The 25,928-nt window shown below is 64.4% G+C and carries 26 protein-coding genes; 14 read left to right on the top strand and 12 right to left on the bottom strand.

Annotation, left to right across the window (positions count from 1 at the left end; all coding sequences use genetic code 11):
• Window positions 1-136: 136 nt before the first annotated feature.
• The 3 genes from FFI89_RS22565 to FFI89_RS22555 are packed head-to-tail and all read right to left on the bottom strand — an operon-like array spanning window position 137 to window position 2,126.
• On the bottom strand, window positions 137-622 hold the full coding sequence (locus FFI89_RS22565) for a hypothetical protein (RefSeq protein ID WP_138829823.1): 486 nt from the start codon (window positions 620-622) through the stop codon (window positions 137-139).
• A gap of 17 nt (window positions 623-639) precedes the next feature.
• Complete coding sequence (gene flgJ, locus FFI89_RS22560; RefSeq protein WP_138835576.1) at window positions 640-966, bottom strand: flagellar assembly peptidoglycan hydrolase FlgJ; 327 nt, start codon at window positions 964-966, stop codon at window positions 640-642.
• A gap of 35 nt (window positions 967-1,001) precedes the next feature.
• Entirely contained in the window at window positions 1,002-2,126 is a 1,125-nt protein-coding gene (locus tag FFI89_RS22555) for a flagellar basal body P-ring protein FlgI (RefSeq protein WP_138829822.1), read from the bottom strand.
• A gap of 266 nt (window positions 2,127-2,392) precedes the next feature.
• Here FFI89_RS22555 and FFI89_RS22550 point away from each other — a divergent pair, with 266 nt between their 5' ends.
• Window positions 2,393-2,806, top strand: a complete 414-nt coding sequence (locus FFI89_RS22550) for a flagellar assembly protein FliX (RefSeq protein WP_138835574.1) — start codon at window positions 2,393-2,395, stop codon at window positions 2,804-2,806.
• Window positions 2,807-2,869: 63 nt separating this feature from the next.
• On the opposite strand, the gene FFI89_RS22545 is transcribed toward FFI89_RS22550, so the two are convergent.
• Window positions 2,870-3,244, bottom strand: a complete 375-nt coding sequence (locus FFI89_RS22545; RefSeq protein ID WP_168213172.1) for a helix-turn-helix domain-containing protein — start codon at window positions 3,242-3,244, stop codon at window positions 2,870-2,872.
• A 129-nt stretch (window positions 3,245-3,373) separates the two neighbouring features.
• Here FFI89_RS22545 and FFI89_RS22540 point away from each other — a divergent pair, with 129 nt between their 5' ends.
• From FFI89_RS22540 to FFI89_RS22525, 4 genes are all read left to right on the top strand, one after another.
• Complete coding sequence (locus tag FFI89_RS22540; protein ID WP_138829820.1) at window positions 3,374-3,985, top strand: NAD(P)-dependent oxidoreductase; 612 nt, start codon at window positions 3,374-3,376, stop codon at window positions 3,983-3,985.
• A gap of 201 nt (window positions 3,986-4,186) precedes the next feature.
• Window positions 4,187-4,552, top strand: coding sequence for an RNA polymerase-binding protein DksA (dksA, locus tag FFI89_RS22535; protein ID WP_092509290.1), 366 nt, complete (start codon window positions 4,187-4,189; stop codon window positions 4,550-4,552).
• A 69-nt stretch (window positions 4,553-4,621) separates the two neighbouring features.
• A complete protein-coding gene (locus tag FFI89_RS22530) occupies window positions 4,622-5,410 on the top strand; it encodes a 2-keto-4-pentenoate hydratase (RefSeq protein WP_138829819.1) in 789 nt (262 codons plus the stop codon).
• Window positions 5,411-5,419: 9 nt separating this feature from the next.
• Window positions 5,420-6,232: a hypothetical protein gene (locus tag FFI89_RS22525; protein WP_138829818.1), complete on the top strand. Its 813-nt coding sequence runs from the start codon at window positions 5,420-5,422 to the stop codon at window positions 6,230-6,232.
• 92 nt (window positions 6,233-6,324) lie between these two features.
• On the opposite strand, the gene FFI89_RS22520 is transcribed toward FFI89_RS22525, so the two are convergent.
• Window positions 6,325-7,062, bottom strand: coding sequence for a carbonic anhydrase (locus FFI89_RS22520; RefSeq protein ID WP_138829817.1), 738 nt, complete (start codon window positions 7,060-7,062; stop codon window positions 6,325-6,327).
• An 861-nt stretch (window positions 7,063-7,923) separates the two neighbouring features.
• Between FFI89_RS22520 and FFI89_RS22515 the strand changes: the two genes are divergently transcribed.
• Window positions 7,924-8,181, top strand: a complete 258-nt coding sequence (locus FFI89_RS22515; RefSeq protein WP_138829816.1) for a DUF3551 domain-containing protein — start codon at window positions 7,924-7,926, stop codon at window positions 8,179-8,181.
• A gap of 185 nt (window positions 8,182-8,366) precedes the next feature.
• Here FFI89_RS22515 and flgH read toward each other — a convergent pair whose 3' ends face one another.
• Genes flgH through flgF form a run of 4 tightly spaced genes read right to left on the bottom strand, consistent with a single transcriptional unit; the run spans window position 8,367 to window position 11,802 of the window.
• On the bottom strand, window positions 8,367-9,119 hold the full coding sequence (gene flgH, locus FFI89_RS22510; protein ID WP_138829815.1) for a flagellar basal body L-ring protein FlgH: 753 nt from the start codon (window positions 9,117-9,119) through the stop codon (window positions 8,367-8,369).
• A gap of 5 nt (window positions 9,120-9,124) precedes the next feature.
• Window positions 9,125-10,222, bottom strand: coding sequence for a flagellar basal body P-ring formation chaperone FlgA (gene flgA, locus FFI89_RS22505; RefSeq protein WP_138829814.1), 1,098 nt, complete (start codon window positions 10,220-10,222; stop codon window positions 9,125-9,127).
• Between the two features lie 9 nt (window positions 10,223-10,231).
• Window positions 10,232-11,020, bottom strand: coding sequence for a flagellar basal-body rod protein FlgG (flgG, locus tag FFI89_RS22500; RefSeq protein ID WP_138829813.1), 789 nt, complete (start codon window positions 11,018-11,020; stop codon window positions 10,232-10,234).
• Between the two features lie 17 nt (window positions 11,021-11,037).
• Entirely contained in the window at window positions 11,038-11,802 is a 765-nt protein-coding gene (gene flgF / locus FFI89_RS22495) for a flagellar basal-body rod protein FlgF (RefSeq protein ID WP_138829812.1), read from the bottom strand.
• Between the two features lie 387 nt (window positions 11,803-12,189).
• Between flgF and fliL the strand changes: the two genes are divergently transcribed.
• From fliL to FFI89_RS22470, 5 genes are all read left to right on the top strand, one after another.
• Window positions 12,190-12,681 carry a flagellar basal body-associated protein FliL gene (gene fliL / locus FFI89_RS22490; protein ID WP_138829811.1) on the top strand — a complete coding sequence of 164 codons (492 nt, stop codon included), beginning with the start codon at window positions 12,190-12,192 and terminating at the stop codon, window positions 12,679-12,681.
• An 18-nt stretch (window positions 12,682-12,699) separates the two neighbouring features.
• The gene (gene fliM, locus FFI89_RS22485) at window positions 12,700-13,902 is read left to right on the top strand and encodes a flagellar motor switch protein FliM (protein WP_138829810.1); all 1,203 of its coding nucleotides are present in this window, start codon (window positions 12,700-12,702) and stop codon (window positions 13,900-13,902) included.
• Entirely contained in the window at window positions 13,899-14,345 is a 447-nt protein-coding gene (locus FFI89_RS22480) for a DUF6468 domain-containing protein (RefSeq protein ID WP_138829809.1), read from the top strand. The genes fliM and FFI89_RS22480 overlap by 4 nt, the downstream gene beginning before the upstream one ends.
• The gene (locus FFI89_RS22475; protein ID WP_138829808.1) at window positions 14,342-15,133 is read left to right on the top strand and encodes a MotE family protein; all 792 of its coding nucleotides are present in this window, start codon (window positions 14,342-14,344) and stop codon (window positions 15,131-15,133) included. The genes FFI89_RS22480 and FFI89_RS22475 overlap by 4 nt, the downstream gene beginning before the upstream one ends.
• A gap of 102 nt (window positions 15,134-15,235) precedes the next feature.
• Window positions 15,236-19,054 carry a tetratricopeptide repeat protein gene (locus tag FFI89_RS22470; RefSeq protein ID WP_138829807.1) on the top strand — a complete coding sequence of 1,273 codons (3,819 nt, stop codon included), beginning with the start codon at window positions 15,236-15,238 and terminating at the stop codon, window positions 19,052-19,054.
• A 159-nt stretch (window positions 19,055-19,213) separates the two neighbouring features.
• Here FFI89_RS22470 and FFI89_RS22465 read toward each other — a convergent pair whose 3' ends face one another.
• From FFI89_RS22465 to FFI89_RS22460, 3 genes are all read right to left on the bottom strand, one after another.
• Window positions 19,214-19,645, bottom strand: a complete 432-nt coding sequence (locus tag FFI89_RS22465) for a hypothetical protein (protein ID WP_138829806.1) — start codon at window positions 19,643-19,645, stop codon at window positions 19,214-19,216.
• A 337-nt stretch (window positions 19,646-19,982) separates the two neighbouring features.
• On the bottom strand, window positions 19,983-20,135 hold the full coding sequence (locus FFI89_RS34515; protein WP_168212995.1) for a hypothetical protein: 153 nt from the start codon (window positions 20,133-20,135) through the stop codon (window positions 19,983-19,985).
• Between the two features lie 142 nt (window positions 20,136-20,277).
• Complete coding sequence (locus FFI89_RS22460) at window positions 20,278-20,628, bottom strand: hypothetical protein (protein ID WP_138829805.1); 351 nt, start codon at window positions 20,626-20,628, stop codon at window positions 20,278-20,280.
• A 229-nt stretch (window positions 20,629-20,857) separates the two neighbouring features.
• On the opposite strand from FFI89_RS22460, the gene FFI89_RS22455 reads away from it, so the two are divergent.
• From FFI89_RS22455 to FFI89_RS22445, 3 genes are all read left to right on the top strand, one after another.
• On the top strand, window positions 20,858-24,883 hold the full coding sequence (locus tag FFI89_RS22455; RefSeq protein ID WP_138829804.1) for a BTAD domain-containing putative transcriptional regulator: 4,026 nt from the start codon (window positions 20,858-20,860) through the stop codon (window positions 24,881-24,883).
• Window positions 24,884-25,104: 221 nt separating this feature from the next.
• Window positions 25,105-25,386: a DUF1488 family protein gene (locus FFI89_RS22450; RefSeq protein WP_138829803.1), complete on the top strand. Its 282-nt coding sequence runs from the start codon at window positions 25,105-25,107 to the stop codon at window positions 25,384-25,386.
• Between the two features lie 205 nt (window positions 25,387-25,591).
• A complete protein-coding gene (locus FFI89_RS22445; protein WP_138829802.1) occupies window positions 25,592-25,825 on the top strand; it encodes a hypothetical protein in 234 nt (77 codons plus the stop codon).
• The last annotated feature ends 103 nt before the right edge of the window (window positions 25,826-25,928 follow it).

Genomic DNA, 25,928 nt, shown 5'->3' with positions numbered 1-25,928 from the left:
CCGCAATATGTCTCGTCGCCTCTCAATATCGAGTTAGCGAACACGCTGAACCAGGTTCTGATGCGGATGCGCCGATTTGTCGAAAAATTGATGCATTCCCGGCGCATCGCGCCGGGACGCATGCGCGCGAGAACGTTCAGAGCGAGCGGCTGACCGAGAGCGGCGTGTGGTGGCGCGGACCCGGCGTCGTGCGCTGTCCGGAGGCCGTATAGCTGTTCGGCATGCTGCGGCGCTGGATCTCGGTGTTGACGCCGCGCACGATGCCTTCGGAAACCGCATGCGCCGTCGCGAGCACGGTGAGATTGATCTGCAGCATCGCGCGGAAGGTGTCGTGATGGCGTCGCAGCGAGGTCAGCAATTCCGGCGATACCTGCGACAGATACGCCTGCGAGTTCTTCAGGTTCTCGACCGCGAGCGTATAACGGCGCGACTGCTCGCTTTTCTGCGCTTCAAGCTGCATGGCTTCGTGCAGCTTGCCGGCGCGAACCAGTTCGGTCTCGCGCTCGATGACGCCGAGCAGCGCGCTCATCACGTCCATCAGGTTTTCGGCGAGCTTGCGGGCTTCGACCGGGGTGGAAATCGCCGCGGCCGGTGCGGGTCTTGCCTGAGGACGCTGATTCATGTCGGGTTCCCGTTGGATTAGGCGGCGCGGTTGGCTTGCTGCATGATCAGCGTGCGATAGACGTCATCCGATATTCCGACGCCGCCGGCCTTGGCGAAGGACTTCGAATATTGTTCGGTCAGCATCGAGCGCCAGACGCCGGTGCCCGGCGTATCGCCGAACGGACCGTCGCCTTTGACGCCGGTGGTCATCTGCGAGAACATCGAGTTCAGGAACATCGCTTCGAAGTCGGTTGCGGTGGCCTTCGCCTTGGCCTGCGCCTGCGGCGACACCTTCGCCAGCGCCTCGGTGAAGGCCGGATCCGGACGGCCCTTGAACAGCGGCATCATCGCCTTGGTGGGCATGCTCCCGGAGGTGCTGTTGATCAGGCTCTGTTGCATCACATCACCTCGATGTCGGCCTGGATCGCGCCGGCGGCCTTGATCGCCTGCAGGATGCCGATCAGGTCGCGCGGCCCGATGCCGAGGCCGTTGAGGCCGTCGACGAGCTGCTGCAGCGAGACGCCGTCTTTCACGACGGCGAATTTCTTGCCGTCCTCGGTGACGCTGACGCCGGTGCGCGGCGTCACCACCGTCCGGCCGCGTGATAGCGGATTGGGCTGGCTGACCTGCGGGCTTTCCGAAATCGTCACGGTGAGATTGCCTTGCGCCACCGCAACGGTGGCGACGCGGACGTCGCGGCCCATCACGATGATGCCGGAGCGTTCGTCGATCACGATCTTGGCGGCGAGGTCTGGTTCGACCTGCAACTGCTCGATCTCGGTCAGGAAAGCGACGACGTTGCCCTTGAACTCGGCCGGGATCGACAACTGCACGGTGGAGGGATCGATCGGCTCGGCGGTCTTGACGCCGAGGAAGTCGTTGACCGCAGCCGCAATGCGCTTGGCGGTGGTGAAGTCGGCATTGCGCAGCGCCAGCCGCACATTGGGCAGGCGATTGAGCGCGAATTCGATCTCACGCTCGATGATGGCGCCATTGGCGATGCGGCCGACGGTCGGCACGCCGCGGGTGATGCTGGCGGCGGCGCCTTCGGCCGCGAATCCGGAGATCGCGAGCGAACCCTGCGCCACCGCATAGACGTTGCCGTCGGCGCCGAGCAGGGGGGTGACCAGAAGCGTGCCGCCGGTCAGGTTCTTGGCGTCGCCGAGCGCGGAGACGGTGACGTCCATCCGCGTTCCCTGGGTGCCGAACGCCGGCAGGTTGCCGGTGACCATCACGGCGGCGACGTTGCCGGTGCGGATGGTGGCGCCGCGGATGTTGACGCCCATGCGCTCAAGCATCGCCTGCAGCGATTGCTTGGTGAAGGGAATGTTGTTCAGCGTATCGCCGGTGCCGTTGAGGCCGACGACGAGGCCGTAGCCGATCAACTGGTTCTGCCGTACGCCTTCGATATTGGCGAGGTCCTTGATCCGCGAGGTCGCGCCCGCGGACACGCCCGTCAGTGCCAGCGCCAGCAGCGCAGCGCAGGCCACCCAGATTACTCTTGCCGAACGGATGCCGGGCATCCTGTGCTCCCCTCGAGGTCTTCAACCGGACCGCAACGCCACTCCCATGACGGTGATCCGCCATTAACTATGCGAGATCGATGCCACGCGGCATGATGCGTGCAATGCATTGATAACAATAGGAATTGTTCGAGAGCGTCGGTGCCGGCGCGGTGCCCGGGCGGTGGCGAAACTGCCGCCGTCGGCAGATTTTGCCGGGTCGTTTACGTGTCGTTAACCATGGCGGGGCAATGCTGCGCTCTATTCCCTCGGGCGAGATCACCACGATGCGCATCTACGGACCGAACGGCACCACGCTTGGATCGCCCGCGAGCCAGACGCGGCGAACCAGCTCGACCGGCTTTTCGCTGCCGGAGACGCCGGCCACGCCGGACGAGCCGCGCGCTGTCTCGGCACCGAAGGCCGCCGGCAGCATCGATGCGCTGCTGGCGATGCAGGGCGTCGAGGACGCAACCGAGCGCCGCAAGCGTTCGGTGGCGCGGGGCAGGGGCGCGCTCGATGTGCTCGACGATCTCAAGCTCGGACTGCTCTCCGGTAATCTCGATGCCTCGACCGTCAACCGGCTGCGCGATGCCGCCGCCAACCTGAAGTCTTCCTCCGGCGATCTCGGCCTCGATTCCGTGCTGTCCGAAATCGAGCTCCGCGTCGAAGTCGAACTGGCCAAGGCCGGTCAGTTCTAAACTTCTTATTTGACGCGTTTTGTTCACGCGAACCGGAATCCACTTCGCTCGAAAACGCTATGCTCACGCCGCGATCGGCTTGCGCTGCGCGTCGTAACGGCGCTGCGCGTTCAGCACCTCCTTCAGATTGCTTTCGGCCCAGTCGCGCAAGGGATCGACGGCGCTCGCGAGCGTCGCCCCAAGCGGCGTGATCGAATACTCCACCATGACCGGCACGGTGGCGATGGCGCGGCGTTTGATCAGCCCGTCGCGCTCGAGCGACTTCAACACCTGTGAGAGCATCTTCTGCGAGATACCTTCAATCGTTCGACGTAACGCATTGAAACGCATTGGTTCGTGCCGCACGAGAAGCAGGATGAGGACGGCCCATTTGTCGCCGACACGATCCAGAATCTGGCGCGTCGGGCAGTCCGCAGAATAGGCGTTCGCGGTTTTGATGTTCGCAGCTTTCACGGCGGTTACTCCGGCGTAATCAGGTGACCCCAAAGTGCTCTCTTAACACCTACATCCTTTTCGCTATCTAGTCACCATTGGATACCACATCCACCACGCCAATGGAGACTCCCCATGAAAATCGCCGTCATCGGCGCATCCGGCAACGCCGGTTCGCGCATCACCGCCGAACTCGCCCGCCGCGGCCACGCCGTCACCGCCATCGCCCGCAACCCCGGCAAGATCGCAAGCCTCGCCAACGTCACCGCCATCACGGGCGACGTGCTGGACCAGGCGGGCCTGGCCCGGCTGCTCGCCGGCCACGACGCCGTGATCAGTGCGGTGCACTTTCTCGACAGCGACCCGGTCCGGCTGATCGGGGCCGCCAAGGTTTCGAAAGTCAGCCGCTACCTCGTGGTTGGCGGCGCCGGCAGCCTCGAGGTGGCGCCCGGCGTCCGGCTGGTGACGACCCCTGGTTTTCCCGTGGCATACAAGGCCGAGGCCGAGAAGGGGGCGGCCTTCCTCGACCTGCTGCGCCAGGAAAAGGAACTGAACTGGACCTTCCTGTCGCCCTCGGCCCTGTTTACGGCCGGCCAGCGGACCGGCAAGTTCCGCCTTGGAATGGACCAGCTTTTGACCGCGGAGGACGGGAAAAGCTGGATTTCCTTCGAGGACTTCGCAGTTGCACTCGCCGACGAGATCGAGCGTCCGGCCCATATCCGGCAGCGCTTCACGGTTGGCTATTAAAGAGGCTGGCCGCCCCGATAGTTTTGCCTGTGCAGGGCGTTGGGGCCGGCCTCTTCCTGGGGATGGCCGATATTGTCTGTCACAACCCGCCGCTATATAAGGCCCGCGCGGACGGACTCTTTTCCGTCCCGCCTTGCACGTGAAGATGGGCTGGCCTTGGAAAAGTTGAAGAACTATCGACCTACCGAAAAAGAGCCTTTCATGAACGACCGCCAGCGCGATTACTTTCGCGCGAAGCTGCTGGCGTGGAAGGACGAGATCCTGAGGGAATCGAAGATCACCCTGCAAACCCTCCAGGAAGAGAACGTCAATCATCCCGATCTGGCTGATCGCGCCTCTTCCGAAACCGATCGCGCGATCGAACTGCGCGCCCGCGACCGCCAGCGCAAGCTGATCTCCAAGATCGACGCCGCGCTGCAGCGAATCGAGGACAACACCTACGGCTATTGCGAGGAGACCGGCGAGCCGATCTCGTTGAAGCGGCTTGAAGCCCGCCCGATCGCAACGCTGTCGGTGGAAGCGCAGGAACGCCACGAGAAGCGCGAGAAGGTTTATCGCGACGAGTAGGGTAAAGCGCAGCGATTGATCGCCGGTTGCGGTGGTCGCTGCGGATCTCGAACCAGAAAGCCGCCGCCGATGGACAAAATTCTCGCGGCCGCAAAAATCATCGCCACCGCCCGCCGCGGGCGCGCGCCGCTGGCGGCACTTCCGCCTGACGTCGCGCCCGGCGACGAGGCCGAAGGCTACCGGGTTCAGCGCGCGCTGCACGATCTGCTGCTGCCCAAGGTGGGGCCCCTGGTCGGTTACAAGATCGGCTGCACCAGCCCGGTGATGCAGCGATATCTCGACATCCCGCATCCCTGCGCCGGCGGCGTGTTCGCCAAGGGGGTGCACGACAGCGGCGCGACGTTGCGCTTCGGCGGTTACGTGCGCGTCGGTGTCGAATGCGAAATCGCGGTCAGGCTCGCGCGCGATCTGTCGCCGAGCGAAGAGCCGTTCACGGCCGAATGGGTGATGGAGGCGATCGAGGCCTATCACCCCGCGATCGAGATCGTCGACGACCGCTACGTCAATTGGGAGACGGCGGGAGCGCCGACGCTGGTTGCGGACGATTTCTTCGCTGCCGGCTGCGTGCTCGGCGCGCCGGTTTCGCGTTTGAACGCGCCCGACCTGCTCAAAGTCACCGGCCGCGCCATGATCAACGGCGAGGAAGTCGGCCGTGGCACCGGCGCCGACGTGCTCGGGCATCCGCATAACGCGCTGGCCTGGCTCGCCAATCATCTCGCCGCCGAGGGCAAGGGATTGCACGCCGGCCAGATCGTGCTCACCGGCAGTCTCGTCAAGACCGTGTGGCTCAAGGCGGGCGATGCGGTGGTGATGGAACTGGATGGACTCGGCACCGTCGCGGCCGCTTTCCCGAATTGAGTGAGCGTGATGGCAGAGAGCGTTCCATCGATCCTTGAGGGCGACGCCAGGGGCGAGACCGCCGAGATCTATGCCGATATCCGCAAGGTGCTCGGCACCAGCGTCGTCAACCTGATCTGGCGCAATCTCGCGACCATGCCGGGTGCGTTGCCATGGACGTGGTCGACGGTGCGACCGCTTTATCTCGGTGCCGCACCGCTGCATGCCGAAGCGGTGCGCCGCAGCATCGCGCTGCCGGACTGGCCGGATTTTTCCGCCGATACGCTGCTCGCCGCCGGCATCGATGAATCCGACCGGGGCATCATTCGCAACGTGCTCGACAGCTATCAGTACACCAACGCGCTGGCGCTCGTGGTGCTCTCCGCGCTGCTGGCGCATTACGAGCCGCGGCCGGCCGACGCCGTGACGCCGGCCGCCGTCGCGCCGAAGCCGTCGGGTACGAAGATTCCCGAGTTGCCGCCGATGGACGCGCTGGATCCCGAAGTGGCGGCACTGGTCGAGGAGCTGAACAGCTTTGGCGAGGACACCGACCCTCAGTTGATCGCGAGCATGTACCGGCATCTGGCGTATTGGCCATCCTATCTTGCGCTGCTGCGCACCCTGCTGGCGCCGCTGCAGCGCCAGGGGCGGCTGAACGCGCTGACGCTTTCCACCCGCGCGCTCGGTCACGCCCATGGCGCGATGCTCGCCTCGCACCTGAAACCCGCCACGCCCCCCGATACGCTCAAGGGCACGCTGGCGTCCTGCCGCCTGTTCGTCGAACATCCGATCGCGCGCATGACCGGGCTCTGCGCCCTGATCCGGCGCGCGACGCCGGAATAGTTCAGTCCTTGTAGCCCGGATGAGCGAAGCGACATCCGGGGCGAGGCTGCAGCGGCCCCGGATGTCGCTTCGCTCATCCGGGCTACGAAGCTCTAGCCAACCATCTCGACCTTGCCGTCGCGGAGACGATAGACGCCGCCGGCGATTTTCAGCTTTCCCTTGTCGACCGCGGCGCTGAGGATCGGCGTTGCCGCCTTCAGCTTGGCGACGGTGTCGATGACGTTTCGCCGCGTCGCGTTCGCGAGCTTGTCGCCGGGTTGGTCGGCGACCGCCTTCACCGCCGGCGCCAGCGCTGCGACCAGCGAAGGCAGGTGACCGGGCAGGGTGGTATTGTCCTTCAGCGACTTGATCGTCGCATCGACCGCGCCGCAGCTTTCATGTCCGAGCACCAGGATGAGCGGCGAGTTAAGCACCGCGACCGAATATTCCAGGCTCGCGACCGTGTCGTCATTGGCGAAATTGCCGGCGACGCGGCAGACGAACAGATCGCCGCGGCCGCTGTCGAAGGCATATTCGGGCGCGATGCGGGAATCCGCGCAGCTCAAAATGCTGGCATAGGGATTTTGCCCGCCGGCCAATGCCTCGCGCTCGTGCTTGAAATCGTGCCGGCGTGAGATGCCTTCGACATAGCGGGCGTTGCCCTTCATCAACCGCTCCAGCGCCTCATCCGGCGAAATCACGTTCTGCGGCTTTGGCGGCGGTTTTTTATCCTTGGCAAAGGCCCGCGGCGCAAAGGCCAGGCCGGCGGCGACGCCCGCCGCCGTCAGGAAGCGCCGGCGCGTCGGTTGCCTTGATGGGACGGCTTCGCTGATATCGCAGAGGTGGCACATCGAAGTTCTCCCGGAAGAGGAAAAATGACCGCACGGCAGTTCAGGTTTATGTCACCGGGCGGGGCGTGAAGCAATCCGGCGCAGCTACCTGGCCAAGTATTTCAGTTCGCCGCCAATTCAGCCGTCATTGCGAGCGAAGTGAAGCAATCCACATCGCGGCATAACGGATGTATGGATTGCTTCCGCCTTCGCTCGTTGAGCTACGGCGGACAAGTCGTCGCCTCGCTCCTCGCAATGACGGTGGACATAAGTTCGCCTTCTCGCGGCGCGATACGCCCGAAGTTTTGAAAGAAACGTAGCCCCCATAAAATCAGAGGGCGCGGGGAAGACCGGGTGCGCGCTGCACCCGCGGTCTCGCGTGTGATTGTGCAAAACAATGCTGCACACGAGCATACAGGTTCAGCGGAGAACACTCCGGCCTCCCCCACGCAATGGCTTTACGGCTTATACGAGTTCGCCCTGGTGACCGGCTTTTTGCCACCATCATCGGCAGAGGCTTTCGCCTCCACACGACTTGACGCCAGCACCGGGGCGTCAGGCCCACACGACTTCACCGTACGCTAGTGGCCGCGCTCGTCAGTCGCAGCCTTCGCGTCCATCGCATCCCACCGCACGGTCGTGACGATCGCGATCGCCCCTCTTGTCGCGGTAGACGGGCGGAGTTGAACCACTGATTTGCCCGACGGCGACAGCGGAAATTTGCCCGTCGGGTTAATTTGTCGCAGGTGGGTGATTTGTCCGTCAGGCACCTCAGATCACGCGATCACCTAACAGTGAGGCTCGCGATGTGAACTAGCTCACCCTGCAATACCTGCACCGGACCTACCAATAGAGCGGGAGGCTTCAACGCAGGAGGGAAAAATGCGCACCGTATTTCTTGCTCTCGCGACTTCCGCGACGTTTTTCGTGATTGGCTTGGCGCCTGCTACAGCGCAGAATTATCAATATTGCATCCAGGGTGATGAATTCGCCGGCGGCGCCGGCGAGTGCAGCTTCTCGAGCTACGCACAGTGCCAGGTGAGTGCTTCGGGCCGGATGGCCACTTGCGCACCCAATCGTTACCTCAATGCCTACGCCCAGCTCGTCGATCGAAATCACCCGCGCCACCGTTCGCACTGACATCGCCGACGCGACGCGCCAAACCTCAAAACGACCACGGCCCTCGTCAGGGGAGCTGACGAGGGCCGCGTTGGAACACTTCGTCGCGCCTAGGTTCGCAACGAGGTGTGGGAGCTCTTGAAGGCTCTTCTATTTGGGCATGATCTTTTCCAAAAACCGGTTTCCACTTTTTGGGATCATACCCGCTAGAACGGCAGCAGCACGTCCATTACCTGCTGGCCGTAGCGGGGTTGCTGGACGTCGGTGATCTGGCCGCGGCCGCCATAGGCGATGCGGGCCTGCGCGATCTTCGAGGAATCGATGGTGTTGTCGCTCTGGATGTCTTCCGGGCGCACGATGCCGGCGACGATCAGTTCGCGGATTTCGAAGTTGACGCGGATCTCCTGCTTGCCTTCGACCACGAGGTTGCCGTTCGGCAGCACCTGGGTGACCACGGCGGCGACGTTGGTCTGCAAGGCTTCCTGGCGGTTGACCGAACCCTTGCCGTCGCTGGAGGCGGTGGAGTCCGTGCTCAGGATGCGGCCGGGCAGGATCTTGTTCGCCTGCGTGATGGTCTGGGCGCCGATGAAGTTGGTGATGCCCGAATCTTCCTTGCTGGTGCGGCTGCGCTGGGTTTCGTTGGAGAGGTTGGCCTTGTCGGTGATGTTGACGGTCACCGTCAAGAGATCGCCGATGCGCGCGGCGCGCTGGTCGCGGAAGAAGGCGCGCGAGCCGTTCCGCCACAGCGAGTTGGCGTTATAGGACGCCTGCTCCGGTTTCGGCATCGGCATCTGCACCGGCTTGTAGCCGGGCTGCGTCGTCGGGTTCTCGATCTCCGTCAGCCTCGGCTTTTCGCCGATCTGGGAGAGACGATCGATCGAGGAGCAACCGCTCGCAGCGGCGGCCAGCGACAGCAGCGCACCGGTGAGGATCAAGCGGTTGATACGGGAGACTGACATTTACATTACTCGGTTTTTGCAGCGACGGAACTGACGTTGGCAACGGCGATGGGAGCGGCGGACGGCGTGGCATCGAGCGAGGAGGTGGCATCGCTGACCGGACCGGGCGCGGGCCGCGGCGTAGCGACCGAAATCGAAACCTGGCCGCGGCCGGTGACGACACCGGACACAGTGCGCTTCGATTGCAGGTTCATGACATTGACAACGTCGCCGTCGGTGCCGCCCTCGAGCGCCTTGCCGCGAACGGTGAGGTAAAGTCCCGGCGATTCGTAGGTCAGCGTGACGTTCTGGTCGCGCTGCACCAGATCGGGCTTGGCGAGGTCTGCAACCTTGATCGCCTGGCCGGCGCGGAGCTGGCGGCGCGCCTGCATGCCGACCGCGCGGTCGCGGACGGCGGCATCTGCGCCGACCTCGGCTTTCGGGCGGCGCTCGACCATCACGTCGGAGGATTTCAAAACCTCGTTGCGCTCGACGCTGCGCGCCAACACCGCGGCTTCGATGGTCTCGACCGCCGTGCCGGTGAAACGCAGCTTGGTCGCGCTGATGCCGCTGTCATTGGCAATCTCGAAGGTGACGTCGAAGCGGCCGTTGCGGTTGTCGTAGCGCACTGAAGTCGGCTGTATCGCGCCGGTGAAACCGGCATCCAGCCTGACATCTCCGGGATCGCGGTCGAAGGTGAGGCTGAGATTGGCGGCATCGCCAAGACCGTTCTTGCGCTCCAGCGCGCGGCCGACCTGCGCCTCGATATCCTTGCCCTCGATCGAGCGGGCCAGCCGCGTCACCGAAATTTCCCTGAGGTCGCGGGTGTCGACGCCGATCACCTGGTGCGCGCGCAGGGCATTGATCACCTGCGGCACGGGCAGTGAGCCGGTGGTGCCGAGATCCGGCGCGCGGTAGATCGCGATCTGGGAGGCTGAGCCGGCATTGTCGATGAGGTCGCCGATCCGCACGATGTCGCTGGAGACCTGTACATTGGCGCGCAGCGCGGGGGCTGTGACGATGCCGGTCTGCGTGGTCGGATTTTCTTGCCGGCTTTGCGCGACTGCAACCGAAGCGGAGGCGGCGAGCAAGGCAGAGGCGAGGATGAGCGAGCGGGCGATCATGGCCAATTCTCAGCGGAACATGTTGGAGGTGGACTGCAGCATCTGGTCGGCGGCGCTCACCACCTTGGCGTTCATCTCGTAGGCGCGCTGGGCGGCGATCAGGTCGGAGATTTCCGAGACCACCTCGACGTTGGCCTGTTCGAGGTTGGACTGCTGCATGTCGCCGAAACCGTCGGTGTTGGCGATGCCGTCCTGCGGCGTGCCGGAGGCTGGCGTGTCCGTGTACAGGTTGTCGCCGATCGGATTGAGGCCGGCCTTGTTGATGAAGCGCGTCAGGCCGATCTGGCCGACCGTGGTCGGGGTGGTCGAGCCGGGCAGGGTGACCGAGAGTTGGCCCTGCGCGTTGATGGTGATGCCGGAGGCGTTCTGCGGGATCGTGATCGTCGGCTGCACCGGATTGCCCTGCGCGGTGACGACGCGGCCCTGCGCGTCCATCTGGAACGTGCCGTCGCGGGTATAGGTGTAGGTGCCGTCGGGCATCTGGATCTTGAAGAAGCCTTCGCCGCGGATCGCGATGTCGAGGTCGTTGCCGGTCTGCGACAGCGTACCCTGGCTCATCAGGCGCGGCGTGCCGACGGTCTTGACGCCACCGCCGATGTCGACGCCGACGGGCAGGATGGTGCCCTGGTCGGACGCCTGCGCGCCGACGCGGCGCACATGGTCATAGATTAGGTCCTGGAACGCCGCGCGCTGCTTCTTGTAGCCGGTGGTGCGCAGGTTCGCGATGTTGTTGGAGATCACCTGAACGTTGAGTTCCTGTGCCGCCATGCCGGTCGCTGCTGTGTAAAGGGCGCGCATCGATCAATGCCTTGCGGTTATGCCGGAACGTCGGCGAGTTTCTCGATTGCGGATTTGTGCAGGTCGCTCTGCTGCGACAGCAGTGCGGAGATCTGGGTATAGGTCCGCGTGATCTCGATCATGCGGCTCATCTCGGTCACGGAATTGACGTTCGACTTCTCGACGAAGCCCTGACGCACCCTGGAGGCGGCGTCGGTCTGGGTGGCGGCGCCGGCACCGGCCGAGAACAGGTTGCTGCCGTCCTTCACCAGCTTCTGGGCGTCGGTGAACGAGACCACCCGCAGCTTGCCGCGAACCGAGTCGATGCGGCCGGTGCCTTCGACCACGGTGATGTTGCCGTCGGCGGCGATAGCGATGTCATGGTCGGTCGGCTGAAACACGATCGGGCCCGAGGCGCCGAGCACCGGGTTGCCGGCCGCGGTCACGAGCTGGCCCTGATTGTTGATCTGCAGTGCGCCGTCCTTGGTGTAGCGCTCGCCGGCTGCGGTCTGCACCGCGAGGAAGCCGCCGCCGTCGATCGCGACGTCGAGCGGGTTCCTGGTCTGCTCGGTATTTCCGGCCGCGAAATCGTGGAAGGTGCCGCGGTCCTGCACAAAGGAGATGCGGCGGTCGGAGCGCGTGAAATTGTCTTCGTGCGCACCCGAATTGAGAAATTCCTCGAACAGCGAGCGGTCGGCCTTGAAACCGTTCGTGTTGATGTTGGCGACGTTGTTGGCGACGACATCCATCTGCCGTTCCAGCGTCATCTGCCGCGATAGTCCGACGAGAAGCGTATTCTCCATCGGTGGTCTCCCCTTTTGATCGATCCTTAGAGCCTGCTCTCCCAAGCCGCTGTCCGGATCCCGTAAACCCTTGAGCTCTCCCAAGCCCGCCGGTTCATCCAGCTACTTAGCGAAAGCCGTGCCAATTCGGAAAACAGCGGTTAATGAAAGGGTTAGGTGTTTTTCGGGGGGGCGCCGCGGGCGGCAGAAAGGTCTTGTTGACCATGTTTGCCCGGCAGTTTTTTCCTAGTTGGCGTCAACCGGAAAGGTTCCGTTAACCATTGTTACCGTAGCGTTGCGTTTATAGAGAGCGCGTGTGCGCTGGCGGCTTTTGTTTCGCGTTATGGGGCCTTTGCTGACCCCGGTCGGTGGCAACCGTGTTCGCATCCAGGTGGATCGGGCGGGGCAATGGCGGACAACGAACCGGCGGAAGGCGCAGATGGCGCAGACGCCATACCGGCCAAGAAAGGCAAGCTGAAGCTGATCATTGCGCTGATCGGCTTCGTCGCCATCCTCGGCGGCGGCGGTGGCTGGTTCCTCTTCATGCGCGGCCATGGCGAGGAGGTGCATGCCGAAGCGCCGCCGCCAAAGCCGCCGTCCTTTGTCGAAGTACCCGACATGATGGTCAACCTGGTCGGCGCCCCCGGCGAGCGCGTGCAATATCTCCGCGTCAAGGTCGTGCTCGAGGTCAAGGAAGAGAAGCAGGCCGAGGCGATCAAGCCGAACCTGCCGCGCGTCACCGACCTGTTCCAGACCTACCTGCGGGAATTGCGCCCCTCCGACATCAACGGTTCGGCGGGCCTGTTCCGGCTCAAGGAAGAGCTGACCAAGCGCGTCAACAACGCGGTGGCGCCGCAGCAGGTCTCGGCCGTGCTGTTCAAGGAAATCGTGGTCCAGTGATGGAACGGGTCTAGCGCCATGGCCGGCAACCAAGACCAGATGGACCAGGACGCCATTGCCGCGCAATGGGAAGCCTCGCTCGACTCCGAGGATCCCGCGGCGGCAGCGGAAGAGGCCGCCGCTAACGAACTCTCCGAAAGCATGGCGCTGCAATGGGCCGCCATGGTCGAGGACGGCGGCCGCGAGTTCGGCAACAAGAACTCCGGCGAGCGGGTCCTGTCGCAGGAGGAAATCGACAACCTGCTCGGTTTCACCGTCGGCGACGTCAATCTCGACGACCATTCCGGCATTCGCGCCATCATCGACTCCGCGATGGTGTCCTACGAGCGTCTGCCGATGCTCGAAATCGTGTTCGACCGCCTGGTGCGGTTGATGACGACGTCGTTGCGCAATTTCACCTCCGACAACGTCGAAGTCTCGCTCGACCGCATCACCTCGGTGCGCTTCGGCGACTACATGAACTCGATCCCGCTGCCCGCGGTGCTCTCGGTGTTCAAGGCCGAGGAGTGGGAAAACTTTGGCCTCGCCACGGTGGATTCCAGCCTGATCTATTCGATCATCGACGTGCTGCTCGGCGGCCGCCGCGGCCAGACCTCGCTGCGCATCGAGGGCCGGCCCTACACCACGATCGAAACCAACCTGGTCAAGCGGCTGGTCGAGGTCGTGCTGGCCGACGCCGAGCAGGCGTTCCGGCCGCTGTCGCCGGTGACGTTCTCGATCGACCGGCTGGAAACCAACCCGCGCTTTGCCGCGATCTCGAGGCCTGCCAACGCCGCGATCCTGGTGCGGCTGCGCATCGACATGGAAGACCGCGGCGGCAATATCGAATTGCTGCTGCCCTACGCCACCATCGAGCCGATCCGCCCGGTTCTGCTCCAGATGTTCATGGGCGAAAAGTTCGGCCGCGATCCGATCTGGGAAGGCCACTTTGCCACCGAGGTGGCGCAGGCCGAGATTTCCGTCGATGCGGTGCTGTACGAGGCCGACATTCCGCTCAAGCACCTGATGAAGCTGAAGGTCGGCGACACGCTGCCGCTGGAGATGCGCGCCGACGCGCTGGTGTCGGTCCGCTGCGGCAACGTCATCCTGACCGAAGGGCGAATGGGCCGGGTCGGCGACCGCGTCGCCATTCGCGTCACCAAGCCGCTGCGCAAGCCCAATACCACCTTCGCGATGTTCGAGAAGGCCGACGAGCAAACCAAGTTGATGGAGGCACAATGAATCATTCCATCGGAATAGTGATCGAGAGTCTGGTAGCGGTGCTGCTGATGCTCACGATCGGTTACTGCATGCTGCTCAACAAGCGCCTGAAGCGGCTGAAGGCGGACGAGCATTCGCTCAAAGCCACGATCGGCGAGTTGATCACCGCGACCGAAATCGCCGAGCGCGCGATCGGCGGCCTCAAGCACACCGTGCGCGACGTCAACGAACATCTCGGCAGCCAGATCACCGCCGCAACCCAGATGTCGATGCATCTGAAGAGCCAGCTCGCCGAAGGTGACGGCATCATCCGCCGCCTCTCCAAGATCGCAGCCGCAGCGCGGCCGACGACGCAGGAAGCGGCACCGGTTTCGTCAGCGCCGAAGGTCTCGGCGGCGAAAGCGGTTGCCGCGGCGGCACACGCGTTCTCCGAACGCCGAAGGACGGATGGCCTCGCTGCATGAAATCGTTCCGCGACATTCGAGTCCTGCCCGTCGTTCTGGTTGCGATCTTCGGCCTTGCCGTGCTGAAGATCGCCGGCCTCGTGCTCGATGGCGGATACGTGTTCGACTACCAGCCGAACAAACCGGCCAGGATGTCGTGGGCGCAGGAGAATCTCGGCTTCCCGGGCGGGGCTAAAATCGATCCGGATGACATTACCGGCTCGACCCACGGCGCGCCCAAGGAAGAGAAGAAGGAAGAGGCGCCGAAGCCGGCGGCCCCCGGCACCGAACCACCGAAGCCCGATGGCGTCGTGATGTTTCCCGATCAAGGCCCGCAGGCGGTGTCGCCGTCGGAGCGGGCCATTCTCGAGCGGCTGCAGACGCGCCGCCAGGAACTGGAACAGCGCGCGCGCGAGGTCGAAATTCGCGAAAGCCTGCTGAAGGCGGCCGAGAAGCGCATCGACGGCCGCGTCGAGGAGATGAAGGCGACCGAGGCGCGGATTTCCGGCGCCTCCGGGCAAAAGGCCGAACAGGACGCCGCGCGCTTCAAGGGCATCATCACGATGTATGAGGGCATGAAGCCAAAGGACGCCGCCAAGGTGTTCGACCGGCTGGAGATGTCCGTGCTCTACGAAATCGCCTCCCAGATCGCGCCGCGGAAAATGTCCGACATCCTGGGCCTGATGCAGCCGGAAGCCGCCGAACGGCTGACGGTGGAACTGGCCCGCCGCGCCGGCAGCGACAAATCCGCCTCCACGGCCGAGCTGCCCAAGATCGAAGGCAAGATGCTGCAGCAAAAGCCCAATTGAAACGGCATATTTAACAAAACCTTAAGCCGGCCAATTCAAGATTCAAACGAGCGGGCGAGGGCGCTTCGCCGCTGAATTTGTCGAGGCCAAGAGATTTCCTGGATGGGGCGAAGGGCTGCCGCTGGAGTTTCGTTGCTGGGCCGCGCATTGGCGCGGACGGCGCGGCATTGCCTTGTCCTGGTGCCGCTCCTGGGCGGCCTGACGTTCCCGCCAGCGGCCCTGGCTGATGACCCGGTCCGGGGCGAGGCGACGTTTTCGGCTTCCGGCGGCTATGCGCGGCTGATGCTGAAGCTCGCCGAGGACGTCGAGTCCGAGGTCACCACCGCGGGCTCCATCATCGTGATCCGCTTCAAGCGTCCGGTGGACATTCCCGTCGACAAACTGTCGGACGCGGTTCCCGATTATGTCGGCTCGGCGCGGCGCGATCCCGACGGCATGGCGATCCGGCTGTCGCTGGCGCGGCGGGCGACCGTCAACACCATGACGGCAGGCGAGCGCATCTTCGTCGACTTCCTGCCCGATAGCTGGACCGGTTCGCCGCCCTCGCTGCCCGCCGAAGTCATTCGCGAACTGTCCGAGCGGGCGCGCGTTGCCGAGCGTGCGCTGCGGGCGCAGCTCGCGGTCACCGCCGCCAAGAAGAAAGCGCCGGTTCGCGTCCGCGCCTCGGTGCAGCCGACGTTCGTGCGCTTCGTGTTCGAGATGCCGGACGGCGTCAACGTGTCGTCGGTGCTCAACGACCAGAAGCTGACGCTGCAATTCAACAACGTGCTGAACTTCGACCTCGCCGATGCCAAGGTGGCGTCGCCGCCGAATGTCGCATCGATCACCCAGCGCACCGATGTCGAATCATCTGCGGTCGATATCCTCTTGATCGGCGAAGTCGACGTTCATTCGTTCCGCGAGGAAAAGAACTACATCGTCGACGTCGCGTTCCAGCAGGCGGAGAAGTCCGCGATGGCCGACGGGCATGCGCCGCCCGCCGCCGCCGCGCACGCCCCGGCCGGCAAGCATAGTCCGGCGAAGATCAAGCCGGTGGCGCAGCTTCCCCGCGGAGCGCCGGTAAACGAGACGATGCCGCAGCAACAGCCTGCGCCGCTGGCGCCGGTGACGTCGGAGGAAATTGCCGAGCAGGCCCATATCGAAATCAGGCCCGACCAGCCGGCGACGGAAACGGCGGCGTCCGCGACCGAGACCGCGGCGCCAGCGTCGGAGCGCGCCGCAGAGAAGGCCTCGGCCGCGCCTGAGATAATTGCGCAGCCCTCCGAGCCTGCGAAAGAAGCTGCCAAAGACACCGTCAAGGAATCCGCCAAGGAATCCATCAAGCCCGCGGAGCCTGCCGAGACGATGCATGCTGCGGAGGCGCCAAAGCCCGCGGCGCCGAAACCTGCCAGGGAGCAAGTCAAGGAGCAGATCAAGGCCGCCGCGGTCGAGCCTGCGAAGAAGTTGGCGCCGGCCGGCGCCAAAGCGGCCACCGTCGAGGCGCGGCGCGACAGCGACGGCTTGCGCGTGACCTTCAGCTTTACCGGGCCGACACCGGCGGCGATGTTTCGCCGCGCCGACACCGTGTGGCTGGTGTTCGACAAGACCGGATCGATCGACGTCGAGCCGATCCGCGCCAAGGGCGGCGCCATCATCGGCGACGTCAGCACGTTGCCGCTGGACAAGGGCCAGGCCGTCCGCATTCGCCTGAACCGGCCGCAGATGCCGTCGCTGGAAAGCGATCCGCGGGGCGGCGGTATCGAGTGGACGCTGACCTTCGCCGATCGCGTGCAGGCGCCGCCGCTGCCGCTGATGGTGTTGCGCAACATCACCGATCCGGCGCTCGCCAATGTCAGCGTGCCGCTGGCGAACCCCGGCCAGTTGTACCGGCTGGTCGATCCCGATGCCGGCGATACGCTGCTGGTGGTCACCGCGCCGCCGCCGGTCCGCGGCTTCATCAAGCGGCAGGATTTTGTCGAGCTGTCGCTGCTGGAATCCGGCCACGGCGTGGTGGTGCGTCCGAATTCGGACGACGTCTCCGCCGAGGTCGGCTCCGACAAGGTGATGCTTGGCCGGCCCGGCGGGCTGACGCTGTCGTCGGCCGACGTCGCCGCCGAACGCGCAACCGCCGCGGTGCGGCCGTTGTTTGACGCCGTGGAGTGGCGCAAGAACCAGGAAGAAAACTTCCTGCCGCGGCTCGATGCGCTGATCAAGGCCGCCGCCACCGCGGAGCCCGAGCAGAAGACGCAGGCCCGGCTCGACCTTGCCAATTTCTACATGGCGCGCGCGATGTATCAGGAAGCGCGCGGGGTGACCAATCTGATCTACTCCGAGACCAAGCAGGGCAACGAAGAGGCCGCCGTGATGATGGTGCATGCGGTGGCCAGCATCCTGATCGGCCATCCCGAGCGCGGGCTGAAGGATCTCGCCAATCCCGCGATCGGCAACGGCTACGATTCCCAGCTGTGGAAGGGGTTCGCCTTCGCCCGCCAGCAAAAATGGGCGGATGCCCGCGAGAAGTTCAAGAACGCCGAATTCGCGATCGCCTCGCTGCCGCTGGATCTGCAGCGCATCGTGACCGCCGACGCCATGCGGGCCTCGCTCGAGGTCAAGGACTATGCCGGCGCCTCGCGTCGGCGCAGCGAGCTCGACGTGATCGGCGTTCCCCCCGAAATGAAACCCGAGATCGCGGTGCTGCGCGGACGGCTCGCCGAGGCGCTCGGCTACGACAAGGACGCACTCGACGCCTACAAGTTCGCCGCCAACACCCCCAACCGGCAGGCGGCGGCCGAAGGCCGCCAGCTCGAGGTGCTGTTGCGCCAGAAGCGTGGCGAGATGGGCCAGGCCGAAGCGTTGCGCGAACTGGAAACGCTGTCGGCGATCTGGCGCGGCGACGCCATCGAGGTCAAGACGCTGCAGCGGATGGCGCAGATCTATGCCGATACCGCCCGCTATTCGGATTCCTTTGCCGCGGTCAAGACCGCGACCCGGCTGCAGCCGAATGCCGAACTGTCGCGACAGGCCCAGGACGCCGCGTCCGCGCTGTTTGCGCAGCTCTATCTCAGCCCCAAGGGCGAGGACATGAAGCCGATCGACGCGCTCGGCATGTTCTACGAGTACCGCGAGTTGACGCCGATCGGCCGCCGCGGCGACGAGATGATCCGGCGCCTGGCGGAGCGGCTGGTCGCGGTCGACCTGCTCGACCAGGCCGCCGACCTCTTGCAATACCAGGTCGACAAGCGGCTGGAGGGCGCGGCGCGGGCGCAGGTGGCGGCGCGGCTCGCCATGGTGTACCTGACCAACCGCAAGCCGGACCGCGCGATCGCGGCGCTGCGCTCGACCCGCATCGCCGATCTCTCGGGCGAACTGCGCCAGCAGCGGCTGCTGCTGGAATCGCGCGCCCAAAGCGACGTCGGGCGGCATGACCTCGCGCTCGACATCATCTCCAACATCACCGGCCGCGAGGCGATCCGGCTGCGCTCCGACATCTACTGGGCGTCGCGGCAGTGGCGCGAGGCTTCCGAACAGATCGAGCTGTATTATGCCGACCGTTGGCGCGACTTCAAACCGCTGAACGCGGCCGAGAAGGCCGACGTGATCCGCGCAGTGGTCGGCTACGCGCTGGCCGAGGACGCGCTCGGGCTGGCGCGCTTCCGCGAGAAATACGCGCCGCTGATGTCCGGCGATGCCGACCGCCAGGCGTTCGACATGGCCAGCAAGCCGGCGGCCTCCAGCAGCACCGAATTCGCCCTGATCGCGAAGATGGCCGCCAACGTCGACACGCTCGACGGCTTCATCCGCGAAATGAAGATCCGCTTCCCCGAGGCCACCGCGCGCGCGATGCTGCCGCCGGAAGCCAAAGGCGAGCCGAAGAGCGAGCCGGCCCACACCGGCTCGTTGCCCGCGATTGTCGGCGTGAAGCGGGTCGAGGCGTCGCGGTAGGGCGTTGACGCCCTTACCGGAGCATCAGGGTATTAGTGCGGCGGGCATAGGCGCGGTTGGTCGAGGGACAAATGCCTGTTGCTTCTTTTCCACCACCGCCGAGAGTCCAATAATAATCACGAAAGCTGCCACCATCCCACGCATATCGAAGCTATTTCCTCACATCGTGTCGTAATTTTGAAGGGTGGCCAACACCGCCTTGTCCTGGCAGGTGGAGGACTCATGTCGGACATCATGACCGGCGACGGCTATCGTGATGCCGAGCGCCGTAATTTGCGAACCCGTTCGTTGCGAGAATTCCGCGTCTGCTCGAGTTCCCAAAGGGCCCAGATAAAACAGGTGCCCAGGCAAATGATCAGAATGCAGAAAATCAGCGTTCAGTAGCAAAGGTTCCCAAAAAAACCGCGACGCTTCGGCTTGCGCTTCGTGCAAACCGATACCGATATCGCGGAGAAAATCGGGCTTGTCTCTGATATCCGCGCGCAACTCTGCCCTGAAACAGGCTCGCTGCCACCACGTGGCAGGCAGGCTGAAGATCGCGCCGAGGCGCAGATGATCGTCGCCTGATTTAAACCGTGTATGGGCGCGCATGGTGGTACTCCGATTTTTGCGACCGCGATGTCCCGGCACATCGTTGCGTGACACCAATTGAACGCTGTCGCCGTCGTCGTTGGCGTTAGTCGGGCGTGACAGCGGCGTAATTTTTGCTAGGAGGACCGTGAAAATGCGCGTCGGACATCGCCGACGTCCGAAAAGAAGTCTCACGAGCATGGCCCGCAACGGCTATCGCAATGTCGACCGGCGTAAGTTGCGAACCCGCTCGGGTGAGAATTCCGCATCTGCTCGAGTTCCCAAAAGGCCCAAATGAAGCAGGCGCCGAGGCAAACGATCAGAATGCAGAAAATCAGCGTTTCGTCGGGCATCGTCATCAGAACAGGCCCGGACTGAGGTCAAGGCCGTACGTCAGCGAGAGCAACCACACCAGAAGTCCTGCTCCGCAGCAGAACAAAGCCTGCTTGAGGACATCTTTGCCGGAAATCGAGAGAAGCGTGCGCGATATAGCTCTGGCCATGGCAGTCATGTCAGCCTCTTGGTCGGTGCGTCGCGTTACAGGCAGCCCATCGGGACTGCATGCGTCAGCAAGCGTTGAATGTTTGAGCGAACTTGGTGGTTTCGGGATCGCTAGCGACAAGCGGCACGCGCCGCTGTCGCTCGCAGCGCGATCAATCTCCTTGATTCGTGACAATGGCCGCCTGTGTCACGTGAGGGGTTGCTCCGCGCAGCAGCAGGGTGGTGCCAACGACGTGAGCGATGCCGAAACCGAGAAGCACCAGGGCGATCAGACTGTTTGCGCGCAACATCCGAAAATCTTCCTTTTCTTGTTCGTTCTCTGCCGGCCGAGCGCACCTGCACGCGTCGGTCGCCGCAAGCCGTGCGGGCCATTCGCTTTCGACGTCGTCGGCGATCAAATGTCCGTAGCGATGAATGACGCGGGCAGCGTCCCGGCGGCGCGAATGATGAAGTGCCTCGATCAGAACGGATTTTGCCTGCGGTGTGGTGGCTGGGGTGTTCATCAAACAAGTGCAATAACGGGATTTGCACGCAAGACGTGTCCTTGGTCGACCGTTTCTGTATAAATGCGGGTTCGAAGCGACTCGCACTGCGTGGTTCGATTTAGGCCACAGCGGTCTTCGCAGGCGTTAGTCAGCCGTTATCGCGACGTTACTAATTCTGCTCACGGTTTCCCGAAACGAGGTATGGTGTGTCATTGGTAAAGTGGGGTTCTATTGTGCAAGCCTTGAAATGACGGACCCCGCGCCGCTTCCGAGATTCAGTCTGTCATTACTCGGGCGGTTTGTGCTGACCGGACCGCACGGCGTTATCGGTCTGCCTAACAAGAAGCTTGCCGGATTGCTGGCCTACCTGGCCTGTACGGCGCCTGAGCCTCAACCGCGTGAGAGATTGTCGAGCCTGCTTTGGGGCTCTCATTTCAACGTCCAGGCCAATCAGAACTTGCGCCAGACGCTGTTTCGGCTGCGCCAGGTTCTCGGCCCTGACGCTATCGAGAGCGACGACGAGTTCGTATCGCTGAATGCGGCGGTAGTCCTGTCCGACGTGGGTCGCTTCAGGGGCCTGGTCCGTGAGGGCAGTGCAGACGCCTTGAGTGCAGCAGTGGATCTCTACCGGGGCCGGCTCGTCGACGACATCGGTCTCGGCGAACAGAACTGGAGCGAATGGCTGACCGGTGAACGGGAGAGCCTTCTGGAGCTGGCCATCGGCGCCATGGTGAAGCTCGGCGAACAAGAACTGGCCGCCGGCCGCGCCGAACCCGCGCTGAGAGCCGGCCATCGGGCCATCGCGCTCAACAACATGCGCGAGGACGCCCATCGGCTGGTCGTGCAGGCGCTGGCTGCCATCGGACGGAAAGCCGAAGCCCTCAAGCACTACCAGAATCTCGTTGAGCTGCTCAAGCATGAGCTGAACACGGAGCCGGATGCGGCAACGAGGTCGCTCGCCGCCGAACTACGCGGTAACACGCAACCGCCGGGCGGATCGGCCGTCGTCAAGGACATCGCCAGGCCCGTGCCCGCGCAGCCCGATGGATTTGTGGCGTTGCCCGTTGGCAATGGTCCGGGAGACCATGAAGAACAGAACGCCGACAACTCCACCGCGGACGGCGATGTGGCATTGTCCGCGATGGCAGTCCGCCTCGGGAGCGGCGAGCGGCGGCAGCTGACGATCATCGTCTGCAATATTGTCGGGTCGGCGCCGCTGTCGGCGCGCCTTGACCCTGAGGACATGCACGACCTCGTCGCCGTGTTCCACAAGACGGTCGCCGATGCGGCGTCGCGATTTGGCGGATTTGTCGCCCAGTATCTCGGCGATGGGGCGCACGTCTATTTCGGCTATCCGGCAGCTCAAGAGCACGATGCCGAGCAGGCCGTGCGTGCGGGCGCTGCCATCCTCGACGCGGTCGGCGCGCTCAAGGCATCTTCCGGAGATACGCTTCAGGCGAGCGTTGGCATCGCCAGCGGGCTCGTGGTCGTCGGCGAGCGGTCGGCAGCCGGCGACACCCAGCAGCGTGTTGCGATTGGCGAGGCGCCCAACGTAGCGGCGCTGCTGCAGACTCTGGCATCGCCGGGCGAGGTCGTTATCGCCGCCAGCACGCATCGGTTGGTGGGACGGATGTTCGACTGCCGCGCGCTTAATGCCATTGCGACGGAGGGATTGCCGCAACCGGTGGAGGCGTGGCGGGTGCACGGCGAAACCGCGGGTGTCAGCCGGTTCGAGGCGCGGCGCGCGGGCGAGTTGACCCCGCTCGTTGGCCGGCAAGAGGAGACTGAGCGGTTACTGAGCCGTTGGCATCAAACCAGGCTTGGCGAAGGGCGGGTCGTGCTCCTCTCGGGTGAGCCCGGCATCGGCAAGTCGCGCATCGCCGAAAGCCTGCTGGCCGGGCTCGAGGGCGAGCCGCGGGCTTGCCTTCGCTATTTCTGCACGCCGCACCATACACACAGCCCGCTGCACCCATTCATTGCGCGGCTTGAGCAGGCGGCGGGCTTCGAACCCGGCAGCAGCGCCGGCGCGAAGCTCGACAGGCTGGTGGCCTTGCTCAAGCCTACGGCAAAAGATCTATCGCGCGATGTGGCGTTCATTGCCGCGCTGTTGGGAGTGCCGGCGGACGCGTACCCGGCGTTGGCGGTCAGTCCGCAGCAGAAGCGAGAGATGACCCTCGCGGCCCTTCTTGACCAGTTCGCCGGCGCAGCCGCGCAGGGGCCCGTCGCGATCATGTTCGAGGACATCCACTGGATTGATCCGACGTCGCAGGATTTGCTCGATCGAATGGTGGCCCGCGCGGCCCGCCTGCCGGTGTTGCTGATCGTCACGACAAGGCCGGAAACCCAGCCCGCCTGGATCGGGCAGCCACATGTGACGATGCTGCCCTTGAGCCGGCTCGGCCGCCGGGACAGCGCCGCCATCATCGACGGTGTCAGCAGGGGCAAGGCGCTGCCCGATGCGCTCGTCGAGCAGGTTCTCGCGCGCACGGATGGCGTGCCATTGTTCATCGAGGAGCTGACCAGCACGCTGCTCGAGAGCGGAGTGTTGCGTGAGACAACGGACCGTTACGTGCTCGACGGACCGCTGCCGACGCTCGCGATGCCGTCGACGCTGCAGGCCTCGCTGGTGGCGCGCCTCGACCGGGTCGTCTCGGCCAGGGATACGGCGCAGATCGGCGCCGCGATCGGACGGGAGTTCTCCCGCGAGTTGATTGGCGCGGTATCGGCCCTGGCCCCCATGGACCTCGACGCGGCGCTCGAGCGGTTGATGGCCTCGGGCCTCATCTCCCGGCGCGGAACGCTGCCGGACGCGACCTACGCGTTCAAGCACGCGCTGGTACAGGACGCCGCCTACGTCACGATGCTCAGGAGCCGCCGGCGGCAGTTGCATGCGAGCATCGCCGAAGTGCTGGTCGGGCGGTTTCCGGGGATGGTCGAACGGCTACCCGAAGTCGTCGCCCACCATTTCACCGAGGCCGGGCTTGCGAGCGAGGCGATCGGCTATTGGCGCAAGGCGGGTCAGCTTGCCAGCACGCGATCGGCCAACCGCGAGGCTGCCGAATCCTTCGAGCAGGCGCTGCATCTCCTCGAAGCGCTGCCGCAGAGCGAGTTCACACTGGAGCAAGGCTTCGAGATCCGTCTCGAGTTGCGACAGGCGCTTGTTCCGCTCGGCGAAATCCTGGCCGCGCGGGAACGCCTGCGGGAGGCAGAGGCTCTCGCCGAGCGGCTCAACGACGACCACCGACGTGGCCGCGTTGGCTCCATCATGACGAACATCCACAGCAATTTTGGTGAGTTCGACGAGGCGATCATGTCCGGGACCCGAGCATTGGAGGTCGCTGGGCGCCTCGGGGACTTGAGGCTGCGCATCCAAACCACAATTTATCTGGAGCAGGCGCACTCCTACCGGGGCGAGTACACGCGGGTGGTCGAGCTGGCTAGCGGAAACCTTGCGGCGTTGCCAGCCGACTGGGCCGACGAGCCTTTTGGACTCGGCGCACCGTCCCCGGTCTACGATCGCTGCTGGATGATCTCGGCCCTCGCCGAGCTCGGCAGATTTGCCGAGGCGACCGAGTACCTGGCCGAGGCGATCCGGCTCGCCGATCCGACGCAGCATGCGCTCAGCATCGGTATGGTCTACGTAATGGCGACCAAACTCCATCTCCTCAGGGGCGATTGGGAGAAATCCCGCTCACTGAGCGAGCACCAGATCGCGGTGCTCCGGACGGGTAGCCTTATTGTCTGGCTTCCCTTGGCAGTCGCCTCCTCAGCCTGGGCACTTGCGCAACTCGGCGCAGCGGGCGAGGCGCTGAACCGACTCCGGGAAGGCGAGCAACTCGTTGAGGAGCAGGTGGCGAGGGGAATGGATGGCAAGCTTGCTGGGTCTTACCACTTGCTGGGACGCGCCTGTCTGACGCTCGGCCGGCTCGACGAGGCGCGGCGCCTGGGCGACCGGGCGGTCGATCACGCTTCGTCTCAGCCTGGGTTGGCTGCCCATGCGCTCCACCTGGTCGGCGACATCACGACCCATCACGACCGCTTCGATGCAGAAAGCGGCGAGACCTGTTATCGCCAGGCGCTGGCGCTCGCCGAGCCGCGCGGCATGCGCCCGCTCGTCGCCCACTGCCATTTCGGGCTCGGGAAGCTCTGCCGGCGCACCGGCAGGCGCGATGAAGCGCGTGACCATCTCACGACGGCGACGACGATGTACCGCGACATGGACATGCCGTTCTGGCTGGAGCAGGCGGAGGCGGAAACGCATCAGCTGCAATAGTGGTCGCCGACGGAGGCCGGATGTCCCGTTCCCGGTCATTTGCGTCGATTTGCTATTTCCGCGGTATGTCCGGTCAGCGGTAATCTTGGAAGTGCCAGTTGTCCCTTGGTGCCGAAGCGGCTGCCGTCCGATCGATCCGCGTCCGGGTAGGCGAATACGCGCGTTGTGGTATAGCGGAACGGGGGTGGCTGTTTTCCAGCCGCATGTGAGCTTGTCGACCGATGCCGCTGATTCGTAACAAGATCGTGGGATACGATGACGAACGGCTGGCGTTCAAGTTCTCGATGCTGAACGAGAACAACGGCGAGACCGTCGAGTGCCAGATCAGCGACGCCGCGATGGACGAACTGGCCGGCGTCAAGGGCACGGAGAGCATTGCCAGGCAGGCGCAGTTTTTGGCCCTGAGGGATGCCGTCGAGCGCATTGCGTCCGATATATTCGACGAAGCGCCGCGCGTCAGGGGGTATGTCGTTCGCATATTCACCAAGCATATCCGCAGATAGCCGAAAGCGACGCAGGTCAGTCGTTCCCTGGCGGGACGCGCACCGTGACCGCCCGGCGCGACATGGTGGCGCTGCCTTTGTCCCCTCGACAGATGCCGGCCGAAACGGCAACCTAGGGCAACCATAGCGTTTTCACGCGAAGTCGATGCCGGTTCGCGTGAAGAAAACGCGTCAAGCCAAAGAAATCCCGGGGGAAACCGTCGTCATGAGCAAGCCCGTCAAGTCTGAGGCCGAATTGATCGCGATGGCGCGGGCCGAACTCAAGGTCCATGCCGACTGTCCCGACGGTATCGAAATCTCGGTGATCCGCGACGGCGATAGCTGGGAATTCCGCGCCGGTGCCGATGCCGCCACGGCCGCAAAGCCCGGCTATCCCGAATGCGTCGCAATGCTGGTCCAGGTCGGCGACCACCTCAGCAAGCAATACGACGTGGGGTGAGGGCCGGGCCGGCGGACTTTCGCCGTCCTACTCGACAAGCGCGCGGTTTGCCTGTGCGTCACTGCGCGCATGAAGACGAGGAGGCGACCGCCTGTTGCGAGCC

This window comes from Bradyrhizobium sp. KBS0727 (assembly GCF_005937885.2).
Taxonomy (GTDB): Bacteria; Pseudomonadota; Alphaproteobacteria; order Rhizobiales; family Xanthobacteraceae; genus Bradyrhizobium.
This window is presented reverse-complemented; position numbering and strand designations above follow the sequence as displayed.

What these genes read in the sequence shown, in the direction of transcription:
- FFI89_RS22555 (WP_138829822.1), bottom strand. Translation starts at nt 2,126, where the DNA reads ATGCCCGGCATCCGTTCGGCAAGAGTAATCTGGGTGGCCTGCGCTGCG.
- FFI89_RS22530 (WP_138829819.1), top strand. Translation starts at nt 4,622, where the DNA reads ATGGACAAAATTCTCGCGGCCGCAAAAATCATCGCCACCGCCCGCCGC.
- FFI89_RS22445 (WP_138829802.1), top strand. Translation starts at nt 25,592, where the DNA reads ATGAGCAAGCCCGTCAAGTCTGAGGCCGAATTGATCGCGATGGCGCGG.
- FFI89_RS22450 (WP_138829803.1), top strand. Translation starts at nt 25,105, where the DNA reads ATGCCGCTGATTCGTAACAAGATCGTGGGATACGATGACGAACGGCTG.
- FFI89_RS34515 (WP_168212995.1), bottom strand. Translation starts at nt 20,135, where the DNA reads ATGACTGCCATGGCCAGAGCTATATCGCGCACGCTTCTCTCGATTTCC.
- flgJ (WP_138835576.1), bottom strand. Translation starts at nt 966, where the DNA reads ATGCCCACCAAGGCGATGATGCCGCTGTTCAAGGGCCGTCCGGATCCG.
- FFI89_RS22525 (WP_138829818.1), top strand. Translation starts at nt 5,420, where the DNA reads ATGGCAGAGAGCGTTCCATCGATCCTTGAGGGCGACGCCAGGGGCGAG.
- FFI89_RS22480 (WP_138829809.1), top strand. Translation starts at nt 13,899, where the DNA reads ATGAATCATTCCATCGGAATAGTGATCGAGAGTCTGGTAGCGGTGCTG.
- flgA (WP_138829814.1), bottom strand. Translation starts at nt 10,222, where the DNA reads ATGATCGCCCGCTCGCTCATCCTCGCCTCTGCCTTGCTCGCCGCCTCC.
- FFI89_RS22465 (WP_138829806.1), bottom strand. Translation starts at nt 19,645, where the DNA reads ATGCGCGCCCATACACGGTTTAAATCAGGCGACGATCATCTGCGCCTC.
- flgH (WP_138829815.1), bottom strand. Translation starts at nt 9,119, where the DNA reads ATGTCAGTCTCCCGTATCAACCGCTTGATCCTCACCGGTGCGCTGCTG.
- FFI89_RS22460 (WP_138829805.1), bottom strand. Translation starts at nt 20,628, where the DNA reads ATGAACACCCCAGCCACCACACCGCAGGCAAAATCCGTTCTGATCGAG.
- FFI89_RS22565 (WP_138829823.1), bottom strand. Translation starts at nt 622, where the DNA reads ATGAATCAGCGTCCTCAGGCAAGACCCGCACCGGCCGCGGCGATTTCC.
- FFI89_RS22550 (WP_138835574.1), top strand. Translation starts at nt 2,393, where the DNA reads ATGCGCATCTACGGACCGAACGGCACCACGCTTGGATCGCCCGCGAGC.
- flgG (WP_138829813.1), bottom strand. Translation starts at nt 11,020, where the DNA reads ATGCGCGCCCTTTACACAGCAGCGACCGGCATGGCGGCACAGGAACTC.
- fliM (WP_138829810.1), top strand. Translation starts at nt 12,700, where the DNA reads ATGGCCGGCAACCAAGACCAGATGGACCAGGACGCCATTGCCGCGCAA.
- FFI89_RS22515 (WP_138829816.1), top strand. Translation starts at nt 7,924, where the DNA reads ATGCGCACCGTATTTCTTGCTCTCGCGACTTCCGCGACGTTTTTCGTG.
- FFI89_RS22475 (WP_138829808.1), top strand. Translation starts at nt 14,342, where the DNA reads ATGAAATCGTTCCGCGACATTCGAGTCCTGCCCGTCGTTCTGGTTGCG.
- dksA (WP_092509290.1), top strand. Translation starts at nt 4,187, where the DNA reads ATGAACGACCGCCAGCGCGATTACTTTCGCGCGAAGCTGCTGGCGTGG.
- FFI89_RS22455 (WP_138829804.1), top strand. Translation starts at nt 20,858, where the DNA reads ATGACGGACCCCGCGCCGCTTCCGAGATTCAGTCTGTCATTACTCGGG.
- FFI89_RS22540 (WP_138829820.1), top strand. Translation starts at nt 3,374, where the DNA reads ATGAAAATCGCCGTCATCGGCGCATCCGGCAACGCCGGTTCGCGCATC.
- FFI89_RS22470 (WP_138829807.1), top strand. Translation starts at nt 15,236, where the DNA reads ATGGGGCGAAGGGCTGCCGCTGGAGTTTCGTTGCTGGGCCGCGCATTG.
- flgF (WP_138829812.1), bottom strand. Translation starts at nt 11,802, where the DNA reads ATGGAGAATACGCTTCTCGTCGGACTATCGCGGCAGATGACGCTGGAA.
- FFI89_RS22520 (WP_138829817.1), bottom strand. Translation starts at nt 7,062, where the DNA reads ATGTGCCACCTCTGCGATATCAGCGAAGCCGTCCCATCAAGGCAACCG.
- fliL (WP_138829811.1), top strand. Translation starts at nt 12,190, where the DNA reads ATGGCGGACAACGAACCGGCGGAAGGCGCAGATGGCGCAGACGCCATA.